Source organism: Methylosinus sp. R-45379, assembly GCF_001644125.1.
In the GTDB taxonomy this organism is placed as follows: Bacteria; Pseudomonadota; Alphaproteobacteria; order Rhizobiales; family Beijerinckiaceae; genus Methylosinus.
This window is the reverse complement of sequence record NZ_LUUM01000113.1, coordinates 168,136-192,164: the sequence shown is the minus strand read 5'-3', so window position 1 is coordinate 192,164 and position 24,029 is coordinate 168,136. Positions and strand designations below refer to the sequence as shown.

Sequence of the window (24,029 nt, the reverse complement as noted above, 5' to 3'; positions counted from 1 at the left end):
CCGCGGCCGCCGCGCCGCTCACGCGTGCGCGACTTTCATTTTCCCGACGTCTTTCATTTTCCCGAGGTCTTGCACTGACCGGGCGGATCGTCGGGGAATGTCTCGTGTCCGGGATAGGGCTTGTATTTCGCGCGCTGCTCCGGCGTCAGCCAGGTCGCTCCGGCAACGGGATCTTTATAGAGATGGCGGACCCAGGCCATGACCTTCAGCATTTCGTCGAGCTGAAGATTGGCGTATTGCGGCCCCATGGACGCCTGAGCGCCGCCGAAGATCGTCGAGAAAAATCCTTCGTCGGTCGCGTTCTGCGGATAGGTCCAATAGGAGTCGTTGAGGCCGGGGCCGATCTTGCCTTCGCCCAAATGGCCGTGGCAACCAGAGCAGGCGGAGAGAAAGAGCTGCTCTCCCTGCTTCAGACAGCTCACATCCTCATTGTAAGGATTGACGCCCGTCTGCATGAATTTCTTCACGCCGGGCGTATCCTTGCCCTCGGGAAGCGCGTCGTCGAAGTTCAGCACTTCGCCGGTGATCGTGTTGCGAAAGGTGATGCCCGCATTCTGCGCGATCGCCGAGAGGGCGATCAGGCTGGCGAAGGCGCCGCCGATCAGGACACAGGCCTTTTTCTTGCTCGATTTCATTTTTGTCGGTCTCTTCGATATTCGCCAAGCGTCAGTGCGCTGCGACCGGATTGACGATAGGCAGAAGCGGAACGCCTTCCGCCGTGAGGATTTGGTCGATCTTCGGCTTGGCGCGATCGAGGCCCGCATTCACTTGCGCGAGCAGTTCCTTGTCCGAAAGGCGCACGCCGACCGATTGGTCATAGTGCTGCCCGATCTTCTGTCCGTCGCTGCGCTTGGAATCGTCGTCGATCAGCGTCATGCGCAGAGGCGTCGGCGAGGATTTGACGAAACGCGCCACATCGGGCGCAAAGGCGGACGCCAGCTCGGCGTTGCCGCTCGCCACCTCGCCGATCATGCGCGCAGGGTCGATCTGCGTATATTGATTGCGCGGCGAACGAAAATTCACCAGCGAATAGAGATAGGCCATGTCGTTCTCATATTCGCCGATCTCCTTCAGCATCACCTCGGCCGGAGAGCCGAATGGCACGGCGATGTGGTTGAAGGATTTGATGCGCGGATCGGACCAGGATTTGAGATCGAGATTCTTCTCGGCCTTGGTCACGAACACATAGCCGGTGCGGAAATAGGGCTTGCTCGTCGCGACGCGCGGATCGCCCGTGTCCAGTCCGATGACGACGTCGCACTGATTCTTGTCGAGATAATCCCTCACGAGATAAATCGCCGGCTTCGACGACCAAACGAATTCCGCCTTGCGGCCCATCGCCTCGGCGAGCGCGACGGCGATGCGGTTCTCGAGGCCGGATTCGTCCTTGAGGGAGAGCGGCGACTGCGCTTCCGAAGCGCAGATGCGCAATGTGTCGGCCTTGCTCGCAGAAGCGGCGGCCGAAGGCTTCGTCTCTTGCGCGAGAGCGCCGGCGACGCCGGTCAGCAGCGCCAGAGCGAGTCCGGAGGCGACGAGACGCGGAGAGGTGATACGCGACATGGGAGCGATCCGATCAGTTTGCATGTGTGGCGATGCCGCCCGGACGCGCTTCATGCATCCGGGCGGCGCGCTGTGTCGGTCGCGAACAGGGGAGGACGCGGCCGACGACTGCCGATGGATCAATGGGCCTTATATTCGCCGAGGTTCACGTCGTCGTAAGGACCCTTGCCGTTCAGCGAGAAGACCATCACGCCGCCGCCCATCTGCGTGTAATTGGCGAGCTGCTTGAACGCGCCCACCGCGCCGAGGCCGGCGGTCGGGTCCTGCAGATCGAACACGAGGCCCACTCCCGGCCAACCGCCGACGCCGTAGAGAATGGCGACATATTCGGTGCCCTTGTGGTTGTAGACGATCGGATAGCCGAGCACGCCGGAGGGAAGCTTGAACTTCCACAGCAGCTCGCCATTATCGCTGTTGCGGGCCTTGATGAAGCCGTCCAGCGTTCCGTAGAACACAATGTTGCCGGCCGTCGCCGTGGTGCCGCCCCAAACCGCGAAGCGCTCGAACTTCTCCCATTTGAACTGGCCGGTGATCGAGTTGTAGGCCTTGATCTGGCCGAGGCCTTCGCCCTTCTGACGATCGCCCTTCGGGCCGGGATACATGTTCAGCGTCGCGCCGACGAAGAACTGACCCGCGCGATAGGGAAGCATGAAGGGCTCCCAATCCATGCAGATGTGGTTCACGCCGAGGAAGAACAGCTGCTTGGTCGGATCGTAGGAATCATGGCCCTGATTGTGATAGCCCATGGCGGAAGGACAAATATCCTTGCCGAGATGGTCCATGCGCGTGCCATACTCCGGATCGCGAACCGGCAGGCCGCTCTTCAGATCGACCGTCTTGAAGACGTTGACCGTGTCGTCGATCTTATCCGCGGAGATGAGATCGCCATTGGTGCGGTCGAGCGTGTAGACGATGCCGTTGCGGTCCGGATGCGTCAGGAGCTTGCGCTCCTTGCCTTCCTTGTCCTTCTGCTCGGTGAGCAGCATGAAGTTCACGCCGGCGAAGTCCCACTCGTCATGCGGGGTCTTCTGATAGCCGAACTTCGCTTCGCCCGTGTCGATGTCGCGGCCGAAGATGGTCATCGTCCATTTATTATCGCCCGGACGCATCGTCTCGTTCCACGGCGCCGGATTGCCCGAGCCGTAGTAGAAGAGATTCGTGCCCGGATCATAAGCGTACCAGCCCCAATTGGTGCCGCCGCCGATCTTCCAGGCGTCGCCTTCCCAGGTCGAAGTGCCGAGGCCCTTCTGGCCGTAATGGGGGTTCTTGCTGTTGAAGTCCTTGCCCAGCAGCACGTCCTCGTCCGGACCGGTCGCGTAAGCGCGCCAGGACTGCTCGCCCGTGTGGACGTCATAGGCCGTCACATAGCCGCGCACGCCGAGCTCGGCGCCGGAGGAGCCGACGAGAACCTTATCCTTCACGACATAGGGAGCGATGGTGAGCGTGGAGCCGACCTTATAGTCGGAATTCTCCATCTTCCACAGGAGCTCGCCGGTCTTGGCGTTGAGCGCCTCGATATGACCATCGAGCAGCGTCTTCAGGATGAGCGGCGGGGTCTTGGAGTCGCCCGGCCAATAGGCCAGACCGCGGTTGACGAGATCGCAGCAGGCCACCGCGCGGGCGGCCGCATTCTGCTTCGGCTTGTCCTGCCAGAGGATGCGGGTCGGATCGTCCAGATCGAGCGCGAAAGTGTTGTTCGGGAAAGACGTGTGAATATACATCTTGCCGTCGACGACGAGCGGCGCGCCCTCGTGGCCGTTGAGCAGGCCGGTCGAGAAGGTCCAGGCGACCTTCAGATCCTTGACGTTGCTCGTGTTGATCTGCGTCAGAGTGCTGTAATTGTCCGAATGATAGTTCTTACCGGGCATCACCCAGTTGTCTTCGCTCTTGGAGAGCTGGTCGAGCTTGTCGTTGGCCGCAGCGACGCCGATCGGCGCCACCGTCAGCACGGCGAGCAGCGATACCGAATTCAGTAGTTTCCTCATCGACGAGTCCTCCTGCAACAGCCATCGCCCGGCGGATCGCAGAGCGGAATGGAGATGTCGCCTCGTGAAGCATCGGCTCGCGATCTCTCGAGCCATGTCTTTGTTTGTCGGCCATCGTCCTCGACGTCGTCGCAACGTTATCGGCGCGAAAAAGCGGAGAGCGGGGCCGGCGAGATATAGGTTTTCGGCCGCGCCTCTGTCTGTATGATTTGTCGGTAATCTGACACGGGAAGAATCGGCATGAGCGCCGAGCCTTCCTCACGACCCCTCGGGTGAGACGTCCTGCTCACGCCGCAGTCGCGCCGTGATGTCGCCAAACTGGCGTCGCCTCAATCGAAGCCGTAGCAGCGGCCGCCGCCCGGCGGCTCGGGATGGCGAGCGGGTCACGGGAAGGGTCGAAATGGAAAGCCTCGTCTGGCTGACGGATATCGATCGAGCGGACGAGCCGCTGCAGGTGGCCATCGAGGCTAGCTCGCCGACGACGCTGCGCGTCCTGGTTCCGAACACGGTGGTCCGTTTCGAATTGCGACGCCACGGCGACGGCCGGCCTTATGAGGGCGCGCTGGGCGGGCGCTATTTTCTCTTCGACCCCGCGCCTGCGACGCCCAAATAGGGCTCGCGGACCTTCGGGAAAAATTGCCGGATAGGCGCGAGCTTCGCGGGCGGCGAAAAAAACATCGCGCGCGGCCCTGCGCTGAAGCTCGCGATCTATCTCCTTCTGCGCATGCAGGCTCGCGTGCGGATTGACAATGATGTGACGTTCGCGGCGCGCGCTGCAATCGAAACGTCGTTCATGTGTCACGAAACGGCAGCACGCGGCGCCTAGCTTTCTCGCCATGCTGCTCGCTTCGAACCGCCGCCTCTCACTCGAACGTCTCGTTCTCGCCGAGACGCTGCTCCTCTGGCGCGAGCGCCTGCTGCGCGCCGATCTCGCCGGCGTGCATTTCGTCGCGCGCTCCACGCAATTCACGCTGGGCCGAATGCTCGCGATCACGATCAGCAAGCTCGGCAATGGCTGGATCTATCCGATCCTCGCCGCGGCGATCTTCTGGCTCGTCGGGCGCGACGCCTGGCCGGTGATCGCGCTCGGCGGACTCAACGCCGCGCTTTTGCACACGCTGTTTCCGATCATCAAGAAGCGCATCGGACGCAAGCGTCCGTTTCACGTCGATCCGCGGCTGACGTCGCTTCTGAAGATACTCGACGAACATTCCTTTCCGAGCGGCCATATGATGACGCTCAGCGGCGTGCTGGCGCCGATCGTTCTCGCCTGGCCTTCGGCCGCCGCTTCCGCCGCTGCGCTCGCGCTCTCCATGGCGTGGTCGCGCATCGCCACCGCGCATCACTATCCCAGCGATGTGCTCGGCGGCGTGACGCTCGGCCTCGCCATGGGCTATCCGCTATCGGCCTGCATTCTCGGCCATTGGTGATCGCTGCCCGAGCGCGGCGAGCGCGCGCTCCAGCGAGCTTTTCTCCTCATGCGCATAAATCGCCATCTCATCGGCGACCTTCGTTCCGAGCACATGCTCGAACGCTTCGCGATTGGCCGAGGCCGATAGCTCGCGGCGTCCGCCCTCTCCGAGATTGGACTGGAAGATTCCCGCCGCGCTCACCGGCAGAAAATCTTCATAGGTGATCGGCTCCGCGACGAGCGCGCCGTCGCGCAACAGAGTCTCGACATCGCCTGTCGCGCCCCGCTTCTCGCCCGGCGCATAGCGGAAGAAGGCGAGGCCCTGCGCGCGCAATGTCGCCGCGTCATCGGGGAAGGCGGCAAAGCGGCGCTCCAGCTCGGCCCTGTAATCGCTCGTCGCGCCATCGCGCGGCGGATTGGCGGCGAGCGTCTCGGCGAGCAATCTGTCATAGAGCGCGCGGCCCTTTGCGGTGAGCGCCGCGCCGCGCTGCTCGATCTCGCCGAAGCGCGCGCGATGCTCGCCGCGCGCCTCATCGCGTCCCGCAAAGCGCACAGGCTCGGCGATGGCCTTGAAGCTCGTCTGGCGCAGCAATATCGGGAACTGCCGTTGCGGCGGGCCTTCGACGATGGATTTCGGATCGAGCCCGCGCTCGGCGAGCGCCTGTTGCGCGGCGTCTATGTCGAGCGTCGGCAGCGTCAGATGATTGATATGCGGGCCGTGGAAGCAGACGACATCGGCGACGAGCGGATGCGCCTTGCGATAGGCCTCGTAGACGCCGGCGGTGACGGTGGCCTCGCCGCGCCAGCGGAAGGTGTGCAGCGCCTCATGCACGAACTCGATCGCCAGCGCTTCGCCGAGCCCGCCATTGGCCTCGAAGATGTCGATGAGATGCAGGCAGCGCGGCGTGAAGATGCGCCGACGCGCGAGAATCTCCTGCGCCTCGCGACGCAGGTCCTCGCCCTCTATGAGTTCCGGACGCAGCAGCGAGGTGAAGATGCGGAAAGGGCAACGCCTGATCGACGCCGCTTCGACAGGCCGGAAGCAGGTCGAATGCACCGGCACGCCGGCGGGCGTGAGATCGTAATAGCCGACCGGATACATGCCCATGACGGCGAAGAGCCGCCGCAGCCCCGCGAGCTCCTCAGGCCGTCCGACGCGAATGGCGCCATGGCGCTCGACGCCGATGAGATCGAAAGCGCCGGAGCGGCGCAGCCGCGCCTCCAGCGCAGGATCACGCGCCAGCGCTTCGCCATCGATCTCGCCGACGATGCGCGTCATCTCCTGATAGCGCGGCACCTCGTCGCGATACATTTGCGTCATCGCCGCGGAAAAGATCGAGCGGATCGTATCGGCGGAAACATGGGTCTCGGTCATGTCGGACTCCTCGAGATCGATCGGCCTAAGGATCACACGTCGAAGACGACGCCTTGCGCGAGCGGCAGAGCGCTCGAATAATTGATCGTGTTGGTGGCGCGGCGCATATAGGCCTTCCAGGAATCGGAGCCCGCCTCGCGGCCGCCGCCGGTCTCCTTCTCGCCGCCGAATGCGCCGCCGATCTCGGCGCCGGAAGGGCCGATATTCACATTGGCGATGCCGCAATCGGAGCCTTCCGCCGAGAGGAAGCGCTCCGCCTCGCGCAGATCGGTCGTGAAGATCGACGACGCCAAGCCATGGCTCACATCGTTCTGCATATGCAGCGCATCGCCGAGATCGCGATATTTCATCGCATAGAGAATAGGCGCAAATGTCTCGCGGCGCGAGACCGGCGCCGGCTCGGCCAGCTCCACCAGCGCCGGCCGCGCGTAATACGCGTCCGGCCGCTCCTGTGCGAACAGGCGTTGGCCGCCGTAGATTTTTCCGCCGATCGTCGCGGCTTCGTCCAGCGCGTGTCGCATGGCGCGATAGGAATCGCCGTCGATGAGTGGGCCGATGAGCGTCTTGCCCTCGCGCGGATCGCCGACCGGCGCCGAGGCGTAGGCGAGCGAGAGCCGGCCGATGAGCTGGTCATAGACGGACTCGTGCACGATGAGGCGGCGCAGCGTGGTGCAGCGTTGGCCGGCCGTGCCCATGGCCGCGAAGGCGATGGCGCGCACAGCGAGATCGAGCGGCGCCGACGGACAGACGATAGCGGCGTTATTGCCGCCGAGCTCGAGAATGGACCGCGCGAAGCGCTGCGCGAGCCGCGGCCCGACGGCGCGGCCCATGGCGGTGGAGCCGGTCGCCGAGACGAGCGCGACGCGGCGATCGTCGACGAGCCGCTCGCCGAGCTCGCGCCCGCCGATGACGAGAGCGGAGAGTCCTTTCGGCGCCTCGCCGAAACGCGCCAGCGCGCGCTCGAACAGCGCATGTGTGGCGAGCGCGGTCAGCGGCGTCTTTTCGGACGGCTTCCACACCAGCGCGTCGCCGCAGACGAGCGCTATGGCGGCGTTCCAGGCCCAGACGGCGACCGGGAAATTGAAGCTGGAGATGATGCCGACGACGCCGAGCGGATGCCATGTCTCCATCATGCGATGGCCGGGACGCTCGGTCGCTATTGTGAGACCGTAGAGCTGGCGCGACAGGCCGACGGCATAGTCGCAAATATCGATCATCTCCTGCACTTCGCCGCGCGCTTCGGAGACGATCTTGCCGGCTTCTATGGTGATGAGCTCGGCGAGCTCATTCTTGGCCGAGCGCAATTCATCGCCGAAGAGGCGCACCAATTCGCCACGCCGCGGCGCCGGAATATTGCGCCATTCGCGATAGGCGGCGTCGGCCTCGCTGATCGCCAAATCTAAAGCATCGCTGTCTTTTGTTTTTGCTCTGGCGATGACTTCGCCGGTAATCGGCGTTCGCACTTGCAAATTCCCATCGCGGAATAGCGCAGACGGAACAGTAATACGAAAGAGCAGCTCCTCAGCTCTCGCTGCGATATCGTTGGTTGCTGCACATGATTCCATAGCTGTGCTTCCCATCTCGTCGTTTTGCTGCTTTATTTGTCTCGCAAATACCCCGTGTTCGATGTATTTGCAACGCGAACGTCGGAGCGGCGTAACGACGCGCTCCACGAGAGAATGGCTCGCAGAGGCGTCGTGTCCCGTGAGCCGCCGATCGCCCGCACTGATGCAAATCGTCGAGGCGACGCCCACATAACGAACCAGCGAGGTCATTCGTTCATGAACGCCAACGTCAAGTCCGTCGATAATCCGCATCGCGCTCGCAATTATGCGCCGCTTCCGGTCACGCTCTCGCGCGGCGAAGGCGCCTTTCTGTTCGATGTGAACGGTCGACGCTATGTCGATATGATGAGCGCCTATTCCGCGGTGAGCCACGGTCATGCGCATCCGCGCATTCTGAAAGTCCTCACCGAGCAGGCGCAGCGTCTCGCGGTTCCGTCGCGCGCTTATTACGACGATCGCCTCGACGCTTTCCTCACGGAGCTGTGCAATCTCACCGGCCTCGATGTCGCGCTGCCGATGAACACCGGCGCCGAGGCGGTGGAGACGGCGATCAAGGCGGCGCGCCGCTACGGCCGCCGCGTGCGCGGGCTGAAAAACCCCGAGATCATCGTGGCCAAGGGCAATTTCCACGGCCGCACGACGACCATCGTCGGCTTTTCTTCGGAGCCGTCCTATCGCGACGATTTCGGTCCCTATGGCGGCGGCTTCCGCGCGGTTCCCTATGGCGATCTCGCGGCGACGGAAGCGGCGGTCGGTCCCGATACCGTCGCCATAATGGTCGAGCCCGTGCAGGGCGAGGCGGGCGTCATCGTTCCGCCGGTCGGCTGGCTCGCCGGCCTGCGTAAGCTCTGCGACGAGCGCGGCCTGCTGCTCATTGTGGACGAGGTGCAGGCGGGGCTCGGGCGCACCGGCGCCTGGTTCGCGTTTCAGCACGAGAACATCAAGCCGGATGGCGTGATGCTCGGCAAGGCGCTCGGCGGCGGCGTGCTGCCGGTTTCGGCTTTCGTCGGCACGCGCGCGCTGATGGATATGTTCACGCCCGGCTCGCATGGCTCGACCTTCGGCGGCAACACGCTCGCCGCGGCGGTGGGGCTCGAGGCGCTGCATGTGATGCGCGACGAGAAGCTCGTCGAGCGCAGCCAGACGTTAGGCGAGCATATGCTGCGCCGTTTGCGCAACATGGACAGTCCCGCGCTGCGCGACGTGCGCGGCAAGGGCCTGTGGGCGGGCGCCGAGATCGATCCGCGCTACGCTACTGGCCGCGAGGTCTGCGAGATGCTGTGCGACAAGGGCGTGCTCTCCACGGTGACGCATCACAGCGTCGTGCGCCTGTCGCCGCCGCTCGTCATTGCGCGCGAGGATTTGGATTGGGCGCTCGATCGCTTCGAGGAGACGCTCGCCGAATTGGTCGAGCGCGCGCGTCCGGCCAAGCGCGCTCTGGCGAGCTGATCGCCGCCTGTCATCGTTGCGGCGCCGAGACGGAGCAGTCTCGGCGCCGTCTTCATGCCAGGAAACGAAAGGACTCGAGATGACGCAGCGGCATTCCATGTTCGAGCCCGCGCGCGCGCCGCGCGAGGAGCGGCGCCAGCGCGTGCTGATGTGCGCGCCGGATGATTTCGACGTGCGCTATGTCATCAATCCCTGGATGGAGCATCAGATCGGCCGCACCACGCGCACGCTCGCGCGGGAGCAATGGCAAAATCTGCGCGCGCTCGTCGCAGAGAACGCCGAGGTGGAGCTGGTTACGCCGGCGGCGGGCCTGCCGGATATGGTGTTCACCGCCAACGCCGGCTTCGTGCTCGGAAACATCGCCGTCGTCAGCCGCTTTCGCGCCGAGGAGCGGCGGCCGGAGGAGCCCTTGTTTCGCGCCTTCTTCGAGGCGCGCGGCTTTCGCGTCGCGGCTTGGCCAGAGCATCTCCCCTTCGAGGGCGCGGGCGACGCGCTCATCGATCGCGGCGCCGAGGTTGTCTGGTGCGGCCATGGCATGCGCTCGGCCGATGAGGCGCCGACGGCGCTGGAGCGCATCATCGGGCGGCGCGTGATCGGGCTCAGGCTCGTCGATCCGCGCTTCTATCATCTCGATACATGCTGCTGCCCGCTGGCCGGCGGCTATCTTCTCTATTATCCGCCGGCGTTCGACGCCGCCTCGCGCGCTGCGATCGAGGCGATCGTTCCGCCCGAGAAGCGCATAGAGATCGACGAAGCGGATGCGATGCGCTTTGCCTGCAACGCCGTCGATCTCGATGGCGGCCTCGCGATGAACGACGCATCGCCGCAGCTGCAGCAGCGCTTGCGCGAGGCGGGCTTCGCGCCCGTCGTCACGCCGCTCTCGGAATTCATGAAGGCCGGCGGCGCCGCCAAATGCCTCACGCTGAAGCTTTCAGAGGACTAACCTTCTCGCCGCGCGGAATGGTCATGGTGAAAGTCGCGCCGGCGCCGAGCTGCGAATCGGCCTCTATGCGCCAGCCGTGGCGCTCGCATGTGGATTTGCACAGAGCGAGGCCGACGCCCGTTCCGGGATATTGCGTGAAGCTGTGGAGACGGCGCAGCGGCTCGAATATGGCCTCGGCATATTTCGGCTCGAAGCCTATTCCGTCATCGGCGACCGAAAGGGCGAGTTCCGGCTCGCGCTGAAGGAAGAAGCGAATATTCGGCGCGCGGCCGGGCTTGCGATATTTGATCGCATTGGAGAGCAGGCTCGAGAGGCAGCGCTCGAATTGCAGCTTGTCGGCCTCGATCAGCACGCCGGGCGGAACCGTTACGGCGATTTGCGCCTGCGTCTGACGGATCAGCTCGGAGAAATCGGAGACGACGGCCTCGATCTCGCGGCGAAGGTCCAACGTCTCCAGCCGCGGCGGCGTCGAGACCTGCCGCGAGAAGGCGAGCAGCCCGTCGACCAGCTGGCGCGCGCGCAGCGCCGAGGCGCGCGCCACCTCGCTCGCATGCGCGGCCTCCGCGAGATCGCCCTTGGCGATCGAAGCTGTGACGATATCCGCGAAGGCGGCGATCTTGCGCAGCGGCTCCTGCAGATCATGCGAGGCGATATAGGCGAAGCGCGCCAAACGCTCATTGGCGAGCTGAAGCTCATCGGCGCGCTCGACGAGCTGCCGCTCGATCTCCTTGTGATGCGAGATGTCGAACACCGTCACGGCGACGTATAAGCGTCCGTCCTCGCGGATCGGCGCGAGGCCGAGATGAATGGGAAATTCGACGCCCGATTTCTTGCGCGCGCGAAGATCCTTGTCGACGCCGAGCAGAATGCGGCGCGGCGCCTTGTAATACTCCTCACGCAGGCCGGCGTCGCGGGCGCGCGCCGCATCCGGCAGCAGCATATCGACGGTGCGGCCGACGAGCTCCTCGGCCGAATAGCCGAACATGTCCTCGGTCGCGCGATTGACATAGAGAATGCGATCGTCGGCGATCAGAAATCGCGCGGCGAAGGCCGATTCGACGATCATCTTCAGCTGCTCGGGCGTCGCGTTCATTGGCGCTGACCATAGGCGATGGTCCTTCGGCGCCTCTATATGGGGAGCGCCTCACGTCGCACGAGAGGGGTGCGGCTTTTGGCCGTCGATCAGCGTCTTCAGCGTGTCGAGATCGATCGGCTTGACGAGATGGAGATCGAATCCCGCATCCTCGCAGAGACGCCGCACCTCGTCTCCGCCGGAGCCGGTGGAGGCGATGAGGAGAAGGTCGCGCCCTTCCGGCGTGGCGCGCAGCTTACGCGCCGTCTCATAGCCGTCCATGATGGGAAGGCCGAGATCGAGCAGAGCGACGTCGGGCTTGAAGCTCTGCGTCAGCTCGAGCGCGCGCATCCCGTCGCTGGCGACGCCGACGTCGTAATTCTCGAGGCGCAGCAGCTCCGCCATGGCCTCGCACACGGCGGCGTCATCGTCGACGATCATGACCTTGCGCCGCGACGTCTTTGTCTCCGGGGGAGCGGCGCGCGCGCCGTCCAGCACATCGCGCACCTTGCGCGCCAGCCGATCGATCGAATAGGGCTTCACGATCAGCTCGACGCCGGGGTCCAGCACGCCATTATGGACGACGGCGTTGGGCGTGTAACCGGTGGTGAAGAGAATCTTCAGATCGGGCCGGCGCTTCCACGCCTCCTCGGCGAGCTTGCGGCCATTGGTGTCGGGCATCACCACATCGGTGAACAGCAGCGAAATATTCGGGTTCACCTCGAGCTGGCGCAGCGCGGCGGCGGCGCTCTCGGCGGCGAGCACATTATAGCCGAGCTCGGCGAGCGTGTCGGCGGTGAGATCGCGCACGCGCACATCGTCCTCGACGATGAGGATCGTCTCACTCTTCTCGCTGCGCGGCGCGGTGCGCGCAGGCGTCGCGGATGTGGTCGTCGCGCTGGCCGGGCCATGATGGCGCGGCAGATAGAGCTTGACCGTCGTGCCGAGCCCCTGCTCCGAATAGATGCGGACATGCCCGCCCGACTGACGCACGAAGCCATAGACCTGGCTGAGGCCGAGCCCGGTGCCGCGCCCGGCGGGCTTGGTGGTGAAGAAAGGATCGAAAGCGCGTGCGACCGTCTCGCGGCTCATGCCGGTTCCGGTGTCGGTGACGGCGATCAGCACATATTGGCCGGGCGGTATGCCCACCTCGCGCGCGGCATATTCCTCGTCGAGATAGGCGTTGCTCGTCTCTATGGTGAGCTTGCCGCCCTGGGGCATGGCGTCGCGCGCATTGAGCGCGAGATTGAGGATCGTCGTCTCGAGCTGGCTGGTATCCGCATAGGCGCGCCATAGGCCGCCGGCGAAGACCGCCTCGAGCCGCACATCCTCTCCCAGCGTGCGGCGCAGCATCTCGGCCATGGACGAGACCATTTTATTAGGGTCGATCGGCTCGGGCGCGAGCGGCTGGCGGCGCGAGAAGGCGAGCAGCCGATGCGTCAACGTCGCCGCATGCTCGGCGCCTTCCAGCGCGCTGTCGAGATAGCGCAGCGTCTCCGCCGGATCGGTCGCGAGCCGCCGCTTGGCGAGATTGACGCTGCCGATGACGACGGCGAGCATATTGTTGAAATCATGCGCGAGGCCGCCAGTGAGCTGGCCGATCGCCTCCATCTTCTGCGATTGGCGCAATTGCTCGGCGAGCTGCTCGCGCTGCGCCGCCTCGGTGGAGAGCGCGGCGTTGACATCGCGCAGCTCCGATTGCGCCGACGCGATCTCGTCGAGCCGGCCGCGCAGCAGAGCGATGGTCGCCGCGCCGATGAGAATGGTGATGGAAATGGCGAGCGCCGCGCCTGCGCGCAGCAGCGAGCCGTTCGTCTCCACGGCGCGCGATTGCGAATCGATAAGCTGCTGCTGGCGAGCGGTCTTGTCGTCGAGGCCGACGCGCAGCCGCTCCATGAAGGCCTTGCCGGAGCCGGCGCGCACGATCGCCACCGCGTCCTCATGCCGTCCGGCTGCCTGCAGCTCCACGGTCTTGGCCATTTCGGCGAGCTTCTCATTGGCCAGCGCCCGCTGCGCTTCCAGCGTATTACGCTCCTCGCCCGGCTCGCTCACCCGCAGCAGAGCGTCGAAATCCGCGCCTATGCGCGCCTTGGCGGCGTCGAAGGGCGCGAGATAGGCCGCGTCATTGGTCAGCAAATAGCCGCGCTCCGCGGATTCGGCCTCTTGGAGCCGATCGAGTATGTTGTGATGGATCCGCTTTTCGCCGATGAGCTGCCGCACGTCGCGATAGTCGGTCGCCTGCTTGCCGACGAAAGCGAAGGCGGCGAACAAGGACGCCGCGAGAATGGCGAAGCCGGCATAGAGAAACGACGACGTGTCGATGAATTTGCTGCGCATGAACATCCTCTCGGCGCAATGGCGGATCGTCCGCTCGCCGTGAGCGGCCGCCTCCCGTCCGGCCCGAAATGTGGCTGAAGCCGCCGCGCGCTTGTCGCGGCGCCGCGAAATTCCCAAATCTCATGGTTGGCGCGCGACCCGATCGCCGCTAGCCTGAACTCTCCACGGGGCTCTCTCCTCTCCTCAAGGCCATGCATCTGTCGCACCTTTTTCATCCGGCGGTTACGGCATGGTTCGCCGATCATTTCCGCAATGCGACGCCCGCGCAAGCGGAAGCTTGGCCCCAAATCAAATCCGGCCGAAATATCCTGATCGCGGCGCCCACCGGCTCCGGCAAGACGCTGGCGGCTTTTCTGGCGGCGATCGACGATCTCATCCGCCAGGGCCTCGCCGGGACGCTGCCCGACGAAACCCGCATCGTCTATGTTTCGCCGCTCAAGGCGCTGTCCAATGACGTCAGCCGCAACCTCGAGGCTCCCCTCGCCGGCGTGCGTGAAAAGCTGAGACAGGCCGAGCTGCCGGACGTGGATATTCGCGTGCTGGTGCGCACCGGCGACACGCCCTCGGCCGAGCGCGAGCGAATGCGCAAGCGCCCGCCCCATATTCTCGTGACCACGCCCGAATCGCTCTATGTGCTGCTCGGCTCCGAATCGGGCCGCAAGGCGCTGGCGACGACGCGCGCCATCATCGTGGACGAGATCCACGCCGTCGCGCCCAATAAGCGCGGGGCGCATCTTTCGCTCTCGCTGGAACGGCTCGCCGCGCTCTGCGGCGACGGATTGCAGCGCATCGGCCTTTCCGCCACGCAGAACCCCATTTCCGCGGTGGCGCATTTTCTGGTCGGCGCGGGCTCGAGCGCCGCGCCGGCGCGCGAGCCCGCTATCGTCGATTCCGGCCATCACCGCGCCCGTGATCTCGCCATAGAGGTTCCCGGCGCGCCGCTCGAGGCGGTGATGTCGGCGGAGGTCTGGACGCAAGTTTACGACCGGCTCGCCGAGCTGATCGCCGAGCATCGCACCACTCTGGTCTTCGTGAACACGCGCCGCCTCGCCGAGCGCATCGCGCGGGAATTGTCGGATCGTCTCGGCGAGGAGGCCGTCACCTCGCATCACGGCAGCATGGCGAAGGAGCATCGCCTTCTCGCCGAGCAGCGGCTGAAGCGCGGCGAGCTGAAAGCCCTTGTCGCGACCGCCTCGCTGGAGCTCGGCATCGATATCGGCGATGTGACGCTCGTCTGCCAGATCGCCTCGCCTCGCTCCATAGCGAGCTTTCTGCAGCGCGTCGGGCGGTCCGGCCATGTCGTCGGCGGCCTGCCCAAGGGGCGGCTGTTTCCCCTCTCGCGCGACGATCTCGTCGAATGCGCGGCGCTGCTCGACAGCGTGCGGCGCGGCGAACTCGACCGGCTCACAATTCCGCATCGCCCGCTCGACGTGCTCGCGCAGCAGATCGTCGCCGAGGTGGCGGCGCAGGAATGGAGCGAGGCCGAGCTCTATGAGCGTTTCAAGCGCGCCTGGCCCTATCGCGCATTGGAGCGCGCCGAATTCGACGATGTGGTGAAGATGCTCGCCGAGGGCTATGCGACGCGGCGCGGACGGCGCGGCGCGCTGCTGCATCATGATGCGGTGAATCACATTCTGCGCGAGCGGCGCGGCGCGCGCATGACCGCGCTCACCTCCGGCGGCGCCATTCCCGAAACCGCCGATTATCAAGTGCTGCTGGAGCCGGAGAATCATATCGTCGGCACGGTGCATGAGGATTTCGCCGTCGAGAGCATGGCCGGCGACATTTTCCAGCTCGGCAACGCCTCCTATCGCGTGCAACGCGTCGAGCGCGGGACCTTGCGCGTCGAGGATGCGCAGGGCCAGCCGCCGACCATTCCCTTCTGGCTCGGCGAGGCGCCGGCGCGCGCCGATGAGCTGTCCCTCTCTGTCTCGCGCCTGCGCGCCGAGATCGCGGAACGTCTGCGCCGGGACCCCAGCGGCGGCGAGGCGCAGCGCTGGCTGATGGAGGAGGTCGGCGTCGCGCCGCCCGCCGCGGAGCAGCTGGTCGAATATCTCGCCGGGGCGCTCGGCGCCTTCGGCGGCGTGCTGCCGACGCAGGACATTCTGGTGCTGGAGCGCTTCTTCGACGAGGCCGGCGGCATGCAGCTCGTCGTGCATTCGCCCTTCGGCGGGCGCATCAATCGCGCTTTCGGCCTCGCGCTGCGCAAGCGTTTTTGCCGCAAGTTCAACTTCGAGCTTCAGGCGGCCGCGACCGAGGACAATATCCTGCTCTCGCTCACCACGGCGCACAGCTTCGAGCTCGCCGAGGTGGCGAAATATCTCCACTCGAGCAGCGTGCGCGGCGTGCTGGTGCAGGCGATGCTCGCCGCGCCAATGTTCATGACGCGCTGGCGCTGGACGGCGGGAATCTCGCTCGCTCTGCCGCGCTTCCAGGGCGGCAAGAAAACGCCGCCGCAATTTCTGCGCATGCAGGCGGAGGATTTGGTCGCCGCCGTCTTTCCCGATCAGATCGCCTGCGCCGAAAATCTTGCCGGCGAGCGCGAGGTTCCCGACCATCCGCTGACGAACCAAACGATTTGGGACTGTCTGCACGAGGCGATGGACATCGAAGGGCTCGAGCGCTTGCTGCGGCGCATGGAGTCTGGCGAGGTGCGCGTCGTCGCCTGCGATCTCACCCAACCTTCGCCGCTGGCGCTGGAGGCGCTGTCGGCGCGGCCTTACGCTTTCCTCGACGACGCCCCGCTCGAGGAGCGCCGCGCGCAGGCGGTGATGGCGCGACGCTGGCAGGACCCGCAGAGCGCCTCCGATCTCGGCCGGCTGGACGAGGAGGCGATCGAGCGCGTGAAGAGCGAGGCCTGGCCCGAGCCCATCGACCCGGAGGAGCTGCATGACGCGCTGCTGTGGATCGGTTGCCTCACAGAGGCGGAGGTCGCCGCCGCGCCGGATTGGGCGGGCTGGCTCGAGGCGCTGGCCCGCCAAAAGCGCGCGACGCGTTTCGAGACCGGGCAGGCGGCGTTCTGGGTCGCGGCCGAGCGGCTGACGCAATTTCACGCCCTCTGGCCCAAGGCGCGGCTGGCGCCGAAGATTTCGCCGCCCGAGAGCGAGGCGCCGGCGCTATGGTCGGCCGAGCAGGCGCTGATCGAGATTTTGCGCGGTCGGCTCGAGGGGCTGGGTCCGGTCACGCAAACGGGGCTCGCCGCGGCGCTCGGCCTCGAGCCCACGAGCCTCGCGACGGCGCTCGTCGCGCTGGAGGTGGAAGGCACGATCATGCGCGGGCGTTTCCTGCCCGGCGCCAATGACGAGCAATGGTGCGACCGCCGCCTGCTGGCGCGCATCCACCATTACACGATCAAGCGTCTGCGCGCGGAGATCGAGCCGGTGGCGGCGCGCGACTTCCTGCGCTTCCTCTTCGATTGGCAGCATGTCGCCGAGGACGCTCGGCTGAAGGGGCCGGAGGCGCTGCCTGCCGCACTCTCCGGGCTCGAGGGATATGAAGCGCCGGCGGGCGCGTGGGAGACGGAAATTCTCCCGGCCCGCCTCTCCGATTACGAGACCGGATATCTCGATTCGCTCTGCCTCTCCGGCCGCATCGCCTGGGCGCGGCTGACGCCGCCCGCCGCCACCAAAGGCGCCCGCGCGGTCTCGCCGATCAAAAGCTCGCCGGTCGCCCTTTTGGAGCGGCGACGGCTCGGCGATTGGACCTCTATCGCCACCCCCACCGAGCCGCCGGCGCTGAGCGGCCGCGCGCAATTGGCGCTCGAAACGCTGCGCGCCGAGGGGGCGCTGTTCTTCGAGGAGCTGGTCGACGCCTCGCGGCTGTTGCGCTCGGAGCTGGAGACGGCGCTGGGCGAGCTGGCCGCGCTCGGCCTCGTCACTTCGGATAGTTTCGGCGGGCTGCGCGCGCTGCTCGTGCCTTCCGAGAAGCGCAAGCCTTTCGACGGCGCGCGGCGGCGCGGCAAAGTGCTTTCCTTCGGCATGGAGAGCGCCGGGCGCTGGTCGCTCATTCGCCGCGCCTATGCGCCGCCGGGCTCGCAAGCGCGTCATGCTTGCGTGGAGCACATCGCGCAGGCGCTGCTGCGCCGTTATGGCGTCGTCTTCTGGCGCCTTTTGGCGCGCGAAGGCGGCTGGCTGCCGCCCTGGCGCGATCTCTTGCGCGTCTATCGACGGCTCGAGGCGCGCGGCGAAATTCGCGGCGGGCGTTTCGTCGCCGGCTTTTCCGGCGAGCAATATGCGCTGCCGGACGCCGTCGGCCTGCTGCGCGAGATTCGCCGCCGGCCGGCCGACGGGCAATATGTGTCGCTGTCGGCGGCCGATCCGCTCAATCTCATCGGCGTGCTGACCCCGGGCGGCAAGCTCGCCGCGCTCACCGGCAATCGCCTGCTGTTTCGCGACGGATTGCCGATCGCCGCGCTCGCGGGCGGCAAGATCGAATTTCTGACGAGCGTCGATGAGGCGACGCGATGGGAGGCGGAGAAGCGCCTCATCCGCTCGGCGGCGCGGGGGCAGCTCGCCGATCTGGCGTGATCACGTCTTCTCGCCATAGCGCATCACGCGCACTTTCTCGAGCGTGACCAGCCCGCCGCTCATCATCGAGTCGAGCGTCGGCAGAAAGGCGTCGATCTTCTCCTCTTCGTCGACGATCTCTATGACAATGGGGAGATCTTCCGAGAGGCTCAATATCTTCGTCGTGCGCAGCCGGCTGTTATGGCCGAATCCTACAGGGCCGCGCAGCACGGTGGCGCCGGCGAGGTGCAGCGCGCGCGCCGTCCGCACGATCGCCTCATGCAGCGGTCGCCCTTCGAATTTCTCGTCCTCGCCAATGAAGATGCGCAGCAGAGTCGCGTCTCGAGGCAATTGCATCGTCAGGCTCCTTTCAGCGCGTTGAGATGAGCGGCGGCGACATGTCCGAGCCAGACGGCGAAAAGGCAGAGCCCGAACGACAGGCCGATATTGGCGAGCGCAGCGAAGGCCTCGCCGCCGCGCGCCAGATTGAGCGTCTGCAGGCCGAAGGAGGAGAAGGTCGTATAGCCCCCGCATAGGCCGATCATCACGAATTGGCGCGTCTGCGTATCGACGAAGAGACGGCCGTCCCCCGGCGACGTGAGCGTCGCGAAAAAGCCGATGGCGAAACAGCCGGAGACATTCACGATCAGCGTGCCCCAGGGAAAGGCCTCGCCGAAGCAGCGGGAAACGACTCCAGAGAGCCAATAACGCGCGACGCCGCCGATCGCGCTGCCGATCATGATGAGAACATAGATCATCTCGAGCCTTTGCCGGTAGGGGCTTCGCGCGAGGCCGATCGCGGCCTCGCGCGTTGCAGAGCTTTATTGGGCGGTCTCTTTGCTCGCTTCCTCGAGATGCGAGAGCGCTTCCTTCGCCTGCTTGGTCGCGGCTTCGGTGTGGTTCGCCTGCCCCTCCTCTATCGCCGCCTTTATATGGACGATCGCCTCGGCCATGTGCGGATTGGGCTTGAACTTCTGAAGGCCCTCGGCTTTCTCGAGCGCGAGATCGGCGTGATAGGAGAGCAGGCCGGCGTCATGCAGCTTGCCGCCGTGGGTGATCGCTTCATTGACGTGATAGATCGCCTGGTCCAGCCGGTCGTCGGCGCGAGCGAGCGTCGGCCCGATGAGCGCCGCGAGGCCGAGGCTCGCGGCGAGCCCGAATTTGCGAATTTTCATTTCACTCTCCTCATTTCGACCGTTGCGGTCGACGTTTCGGATTCGATTTTTTCGTCGCCGGCCGCGCCGACGCGGCGCAGCCGGTGAACGCGGTCATTCGAATCTCATTGGATTGGCCGTGACCGCCCGGCCGAGGGCGCGCGCCTCTGCGCGACGAAGCTCGATCGAAAGCGCGGCGACGATGCGCGCGCATTCGACGGATCGGACTTTACGAAACGGAAAAACCGCGGCGATCGGACTCATGACGGACTCCTGCCGAGCGAATAGATCGCTCTCTCCGACGATCGGTCGATCATCGGACATCAGCAGGAGTCATCAGCCTTTGCGGCGGTTGAAGGGGGACCCCATCCCCCGGCCGCACGCGCGAGCGGCGGCCTTGGCGAAATTGGTATCTGAGCGATGAGACAGCGTCAAGAACGAGCTGGAGCTGAGCCGTCTCGCGCTCGTCGATCGAAGCGCCGCCGCCGGCGGCAATGTCGAAAGCGCTTGCGCGGACGGGTTCTCATGGCTGAAAAGAATTCATGCGTCTCCGATCCGACTTTTTCGTCTCCGCCCTCATCCGCCGCGCCGAGACGGCCGGCTCCGTCGCCATGCTGCGCCGCCGCGGCTCCGAGGAAGCGGGCGCGATCTTCGTGAAGATCGACCGCCTGGATGGACGCGCGGCGCTGCTCGGGCCGGCGCCGCAGAGCGTGGATTTGCCGGAAGGCGTCGATCGCCTTTTCGCGCGTCTGCACGCGGATGAATGGGTGACGCCGCTGGAGGCCGAGGAGCGCGCCCGCAAGGAGATCGCCTTCGATCCGGATTTATGGCTAGTCGAGATCGAGGATCGCGAGGGCAAGAGCTTCGTCGATATCGCGGCTCGAACGGCCTGAGCCGCTCGGTCGAGGACGACCCATGCGCATTCGCCCCGCTCGAAACAGCGACGCGCCGGCGATCTGGCGCGTCATCGGCCCGACCATCCGCGCCGGCGAGACCTATGCGCTCGATCGCGACATGAGCGAGGCCGACGCCCTCGCCTATTGGCTGGGCGCGGATCGCGAGACCTTCGTCGCGGAAGACGACGAGGGGAGGATCATCGGCTCCTATTACCTGCGCGCCAATCAGGCCGGCGGCGGAGCCCATATCTGCAATTGCGGCTATATGACCAGCGCCGAAGCGGCCGGTCGCGGCGTCGCCCGCGCAATGTGCGCGCATTCGCTGGATCATGCGCGCGAGCGCGGCTTTCGCGGCATGCAGTTCAACTTCGTCGTCGAGACGAACATCCGCGCCATCCGCCTATGGCGCTCTTTCGATTTCGAGATCGTCGGCCGGCAGCCGCGCGCCTTCCAGCATCCGACGCTGGGCTTGGTCGACGCCTTGGTGATGTTTCGTCAGCTCGGCGCGCCGGAAGGCTGAGCCGCGCGATATTTCTCCCAGCCGGCGGCGCGCAGGCGGCAGGCGGGACATTCGCCGCAGCCATAGCCCCAGTCGAAGCGCTTGCCGCGCTCGCCGAGATAGCAGGTGTGGCTCTCCTCGACGATGAGCCGCACCAGCGGCTCGCCGCCCAACTCCTCGGCGAGCTTCCAGGTCGCGGCCTTGTCGATCGACATCAGCGGCGTGAGGATTGCGAGCTTCCGGTCCATGCCCAAAGTCAGCGCTGTCTCCACCGCGCGGATCGTCGCGTCGCGGCAATCGGGATAGCCGGAAAAATCCGTCTCGCACATGCCGCCGACGAGACTGCCGATCCCGCGCCGATAGGCGAGCGCCGCCGCGAAGGTGAGGAAGAGGATGTTCCGCCCCGGCACGAAAGTATTTGGCAAGCCCGAGGCGTCGAAGGCGATCTCGGCCTCGCGCGTCAGCGCCGTGTCGGAGATGGCGCCGAGCGCTTCTATGGAGATGGTGTGGTCCTCGCCGAGCCGCTCCGCCCACAGCGGCGAGATGCGCTTCATCCCCTCCCGCAGCACGCCGCGTTGCTCGAGCTCGACGCGATGACGCTGGCCATAGTCGAAGCCGACGGTCTCGACGCGCGCGAAGCGCGAGAGCGCGAAGGCGAGGCAGGTGGCGGAGTCCTGCCCACCGGAGAAGAGGACGAGGGCGGAGTCTGACGCGCTCGGGGAAATCATATCGGTCATTCTCGGACGCAGAAAGAGGGCTGCCGGCAGACTATATCGCTCTTACAGGAGCCGCCGCCAGCGCCCCTCACGCCGCCGCGTTGCGTCTGCGCTCGAGGCTGGCGAATTGCGGGGCGTCGTCGTCGAATTTCGGCAGCGCGTTCATCACGCGCTCCGGCGGGAAGACGACGATCGCTTCCGTGCCTTCGCGCACTCTCGACTTCAGCTTGAACAGACCGCCGTGCAGATCGACGAGGCCCTTGACGATGGGCAGGCCGAGGCCGGTGCCTTCCTCCGCATTCTTCTGGGCCAGCGTGCCGCGGCCGAAGGAGGACATGACGACGGCGATCTCCTCCTCTGGAATGCCCGGACCCGTGTCGCGGATCGCCACATATTGCCCGCCGGCGCTGGTCCAGCCGATCTTGAGCGTCACCTGGCCGCCCTGCGGCGTGAATTTGATGGCGTTGGTCAAAAGGTTCAGCACGATCTGCCGCACCGCGCGCTCATCCGCCCAAATGCGCGGGAGATCGGGCTCCTTGGCCTCGATCATCTCTATGCCGCGCTTTTGCGCGCGAATGGTCAGCAGATGGCGGCAATCCTCGACGACGCCAGCGAGCGAGACGCTCTCCTCCTTCAGCTCGTAGCGGCCCGCCTCGACGCGCGAGAGATCGAGAATCTCGTTGATGAGCATCAAGAGATGCTGGCCGCTCGAGTGAATGTCCTGCGAGTAATCCTTATAGGCCGCCACGGCGTGGACGCCGAACAATTCGTTCTTCAGCACTTCCGAGAAGCCGAGAATGGCGTTGAGCGGCGTGCGCAGCTCATGGCTCATTGTGGCGAGGAAGCGCGATTTGGCGAGATTGGCCTCCTCGGCGCGGCGACGCGCCTCGTCGGAATTGGCCTTGGCGTGCTCGAGCTCGCCGATGAGATCGTCCTTCTCGATACGGAAGAACAGGCTCTCGCGCGTCACATGGTGAAAGCGCTTGGCCAGCACGACGAAGAAGACCTGCGCCGCGCCCACCAGCGCCAGCAGCGAGAGGCTCGTATCCTCTATCCCGTCTATGCGCAGGCAGACGACGATGGCGAGCGACATGGGCGTGATCGTCGCATAGACGGCGAAGGGTATGGTCGCCGTCACCATAGTATTGAAGGCCGCCGCCAGCATCAGCATGGCGGTGACGAAAGCCTTGGCGTTGGGGTCGCTCGCCTGCAGCAGCAGCAGCGCCATCGCCGCCCAGACGAGGCCGTGCAGAAATTCCGCGGCGACGAATTTGCTGCGCCAGCCGACCACATTGATCTCGTCGTCGGAAAGACGCTCGAGCTTCTTGGCGAGGCCGTAGCACAGCAGCAGGCTGGAGAAGGCCAGCACGGTCCAGATGACGTCGAGCTCGCCCTCCATCCAATAGCGGGTGAGCGCCGCCACCATGGCGATGAGCGCCGTGGCCGGCACGGCGGAATGGATGCGGGCGGAAGCATAGGCGCGCAGCAGGCCGACGTCGCAGCCGCGATGGCCGGTGTCCGAGGTGGTGAGCTTCTCACGCGCCGCGCGCACCTCGGCGCTGCGGCGTCGGCGCTCGGCGACGATGCGCGGATCCTTGCCCCGGCCTCGCTCGATCATCTCGGCGGTGATGTCATTCATGATACGCTGGACCCGCAAGCAACGAAATTCTCGCCTTCGAACGGCGACCCCGAAAAGGGAAACGCCGTCACGACCTTTCCAGAAGCCGAAATAAATCTCCGCAATCTAGGCGTCAGGTCGAGCGTCGCCGATAATGGGACGGAAACGTTAACGGGGGACTCACGACATTTGTCGAATTTGATGGAATGGTCCCGCGAGGGAACGCAAAAGTGACCTTTTCCACCGAAAGCGAAACCGTTCTGGCCGCGCTCGTCGCCGATGTCGGCGCCTGCCGCATCTGCGTCGAGCGGCCGCAGGGCGCGCCTCTGCCGCATGAGCCGCGGCCGGTGCTGCGCGTCTCGCCGCGAGCGCGGCTGCTGATCGCCGGCCAGGCCCCCGGAATGCGCGTGCATCGCTCCGGCCTTCCCTTCGATGATCCGTCCGGCGATCGACTGCGCGATTGGATGGGCGTCGACCGCGAGACTTTCTACGATGTCTCGCGCATCGGCGTCGCCGCGATGAGCTTCTGCTTTCCGGGCTATGACGCCCATGGCGGCGATCTGCCGCCACGCCGGGAATGCGCGCCACATTGGCGCGACGCGCTGTTTTCGGCGCTGCCGCGGGTGGAGACGATTTTGGCGGTCGGCAAATATGCGCAGGCCTATCATCTGCGCCGTCTCGGCGTCGCGCTGCGCGCGAGCGCGAGCGTCACTGAAGCGGTCGGCCGCTGGCGGGAGTTTTCGGCGTTCACCCCGAAGATCATCCCGCTGCCGCATCCCTCCTGGCGCAACACGGGCTGGCTGAAGCGCAATCCCTGGTTCGCGGCGGAGCTCCTGCCGGTGGTGCGGGCGGAGGTCGCCCGGCTGGCCGGGGCGGACGGCCCGGGCGAGAGCGGAAGCTGCGCCGCTTTCGGCGGCGATATTGCTTCGCAGCGCGAAAGCTGA

At 65.7% G+C, this 24,029-nt stretch carries 20 protein-coding genes and 1 riboswitch; of the genes, 8 read left to right on the top strand and 12 right to left on the bottom strand.

Annotated elements, in window-relative coordinates; translation table 11 throughout:
* Window positions 1-53 precede the first annotated feature (53 nt).
* From moxG to A1351_RS06560, 3 genes are all read right to left on the bottom strand, one after another.
* Complete coding sequence (gene moxG, locus A1351_RS06570) at window positions 54-635, bottom strand: cytochrome c(L), periplasmic (RefSeq protein ID WP_024881319.1); 582 nt, start codon at window positions 633-635, stop codon at window positions 54-56.
* 31 nt (window positions 636-666) lie between these two features.
* A complete protein-coding gene (gene moxJ, locus A1351_RS06565) occupies window positions 667-1,560 on the bottom strand; it encodes a methanol oxidation system protein MoxJ (RefSeq protein WP_024881320.1) in 894 nt (297 codons plus the stop codon).
* A 119-nt stretch (window positions 1,561-1,679) separates the two neighbouring features.
* A complete protein-coding gene (locus A1351_RS06560) occupies window positions 1,680-3,545 on the bottom strand; it encodes a methanol/ethanol family PQQ-dependent dehydrogenase (protein ID WP_064032554.1) in 1,866 nt (621 codons plus the stop codon).
* Between the two features lie 400 nt (window positions 3,546-3,945).
* Between A1351_RS06560 and A1351_RS06555 the strand changes: the two genes are divergently transcribed.
* A complete protein-coding gene (locus A1351_RS06555) occupies window positions 3,946-4,158 on the top strand; it encodes a hypothetical protein (protein ID WP_024881322.1) in 213 nt (70 codons plus the stop codon).
* Window positions 4,159-4,381: 223 nt separating this feature from the next.
* Entirely contained in the window at window positions 4,382-4,975 is a 594-nt protein-coding gene (locus A1351_RS06550; RefSeq protein ID WP_026599549.1) for a phosphatase PAP2 family protein, read from the top strand.
* On the opposite strand, the gene A1351_RS06545 is transcribed toward A1351_RS06550, so the two are convergent.
* Both A1351_RS06545 and A1351_RS06540 read right to left on the bottom strand, forming a co-directional pair.
* Window positions 4,946-6,331, bottom strand: coding sequence for a VOC family protein (locus A1351_RS06545; RefSeq protein WP_064032553.1), 1,386 nt, complete (start codon window positions 6,329-6,331; stop codon window positions 4,946-4,948). The two genes, A1351_RS06550 and A1351_RS06545, sit on opposite strands and share 30 nt — an antisense overlap.
* A 32-nt stretch (window positions 6,332-6,363) precedes the next feature.
* Window positions 6,364-7,896, bottom strand: coding sequence for an aldehyde dehydrogenase family protein (locus tag A1351_RS06540; RefSeq protein ID WP_064032528.1), 1,533 nt, complete (start codon window positions 7,894-7,896; stop codon window positions 6,364-6,366).
* A 216-nt stretch (window positions 7,897-8,112) separates the two neighbouring features.
* On the opposite strand from A1351_RS06540, the gene rocD reads away from it, so the two are divergent.
* Window positions 8,113-9,345, top strand: coding sequence for an ornithine--oxo-acid transaminase (rocD, locus tag A1351_RS06535; protein WP_026599551.1), 1,233 nt, complete (start codon window positions 8,113-8,115; stop codon window positions 9,343-9,345).
* Window positions 9,346-9,424: 79 nt separating this feature from the next.
* On the top strand, window positions 9,425-10,288 hold the full coding sequence (locus tag A1351_RS06530) for a dimethylarginine dimethylaminohydrolase family protein (protein ID WP_024881327.1): 864 nt from the start codon (window positions 9,425-9,427) through the stop codon (window positions 10,286-10,288).
* On the opposite strand, the gene A1351_RS06525 is transcribed toward A1351_RS06530, so the two are convergent.
* Both A1351_RS06525 and A1351_RS06520 read right to left on the bottom strand, forming a co-directional pair.
* Window positions 10,263-11,381 carry an ATP-binding protein gene (locus tag A1351_RS06525; RefSeq protein ID WP_026599552.1) on the bottom strand — a complete coding sequence of 373 codons (1,119 nt, stop codon included), beginning with the start codon at window positions 11,379-11,381 and terminating at the stop codon, window positions 10,263-10,265. The two genes, A1351_RS06530 and A1351_RS06525, sit on opposite strands and share 26 nt — an antisense overlap.
* A 51-nt stretch (window positions 11,382-11,432) precedes the next feature.
* Window positions 11,433-13,697 (bottom strand): response regulator, encoded by a 2,265-nt coding sequence (locus tag A1351_RS06520; protein ID WP_245291591.1) that lies wholly within the window; start codon window positions 13,695-13,697, stop codon window positions 11,433-11,435.
* Between the two features lie 191 nt (window positions 13,698-13,888).
* Here A1351_RS06520 and A1351_RS06515 point away from each other — a divergent pair, with 191 nt between their 5' ends.
* Window positions 13,889-18,223, top strand: a complete 4,335-nt coding sequence (locus A1351_RS06515) for a DEAD/DEAH box helicase (RefSeq protein WP_064032526.1) — start codon at window positions 13,889-13,891, stop codon at window positions 18,221-18,223.
* On the opposite strand, the gene A1351_RS06510 is transcribed toward A1351_RS06515, so the two are convergent.
* From A1351_RS06510 to smbP, 3 genes are all read right to left on the bottom strand, one after another.
* Window positions 18,224-18,559 carry a DUF190 domain-containing protein gene (locus A1351_RS06510; RefSeq protein ID WP_064032525.1) on the bottom strand — a complete coding sequence of 112 codons (336 nt, stop codon included), beginning with the start codon at window positions 18,557-18,559 and terminating at the stop codon, window positions 18,224-18,226.
* Between the two features lie 2 nt (window positions 18,560-18,561).
* A complete protein-coding gene (crcB, locus tag A1351_RS06505) occupies window positions 18,562-18,960 on the bottom strand; it encodes a fluoride efflux transporter CrcB (RefSeq protein ID WP_064032524.1) in 399 nt (132 codons plus the stop codon).
* A gap of 63 nt (window positions 18,961-19,023) precedes the next feature.
* The gene (smbP, locus tag A1351_RS06500; RefSeq protein ID WP_064032523.1) at window positions 19,024-19,377 is read right to left on the bottom strand and encodes a small metal-binding protein SmbP; all 354 of its coding nucleotides are present in this window, start codon (window positions 19,375-19,377) and stop codon (window positions 19,024-19,026) included.
* Between the two features lie 299 nt (window positions 19,378-19,676).
* A riboswitch (Fluoride riboswitch) is annotated at window positions 19,677-19,738 on the bottom strand.
* A 160-nt stretch (window positions 19,739-19,898) separates the two neighbouring features.
* Between smbP and A1351_RS06490 the strand changes: the two genes are divergently transcribed.
* Together A1351_RS06490 and A1351_RS06485 are read left to right on the top strand one after the other, a co-directional pair.
* The gene (locus A1351_RS06490) at window positions 19,899-20,249 is read left to right on the top strand and encodes a DUF1491 family protein (protein ID WP_024881335.1); all 351 of its coding nucleotides are present in this window, start codon (window positions 19,899-19,901) and stop codon (window positions 20,247-20,249) included.
* A gap of 22 nt (window positions 20,250-20,271) precedes the next feature.
* Complete coding sequence (locus A1351_RS06485; protein WP_024881336.1) at window positions 20,272-20,772, top strand: GNAT family N-acetyltransferase; 501 nt, start codon at window positions 20,272-20,274, stop codon at window positions 20,770-20,772.
* Here the strand turns inward: A1351_RS06485 and queC are convergent.
* Window positions 20,748-21,479, bottom strand: coding sequence for a 7-cyano-7-deazaguanine synthase QueC (queC, locus tag A1351_RS06480; RefSeq protein ID WP_064032552.1), 732 nt, complete (start codon window positions 21,477-21,479; stop codon window positions 20,748-20,750). The genes A1351_RS06485 and queC overlap by 25 nt on opposite strands.
* A 76-nt stretch (window positions 21,480-21,555) precedes the next feature.
* Window positions 21,556-23,106 (bottom strand): HAMP domain-containing sensor histidine kinase, encoded by a 1,551-nt coding sequence (locus A1351_RS06475; RefSeq protein ID WP_024881339.1) that lies wholly within the window; start codon window positions 23,104-23,106, stop codon window positions 21,556-21,558.
* A gap of 209 nt (window positions 23,107-23,315) precedes the next feature.
* Here A1351_RS06475 and A1351_RS06470 point away from each other — a divergent pair, with 209 nt between their 5' ends.
* Window positions 23,316-24,029, top strand: coding sequence for a uracil-DNA glycosylase family protein (locus A1351_RS06470; protein ID WP_064032522.1), 714 nt, complete (start codon window positions 23,316-23,318; stop codon window positions 24,027-24,029).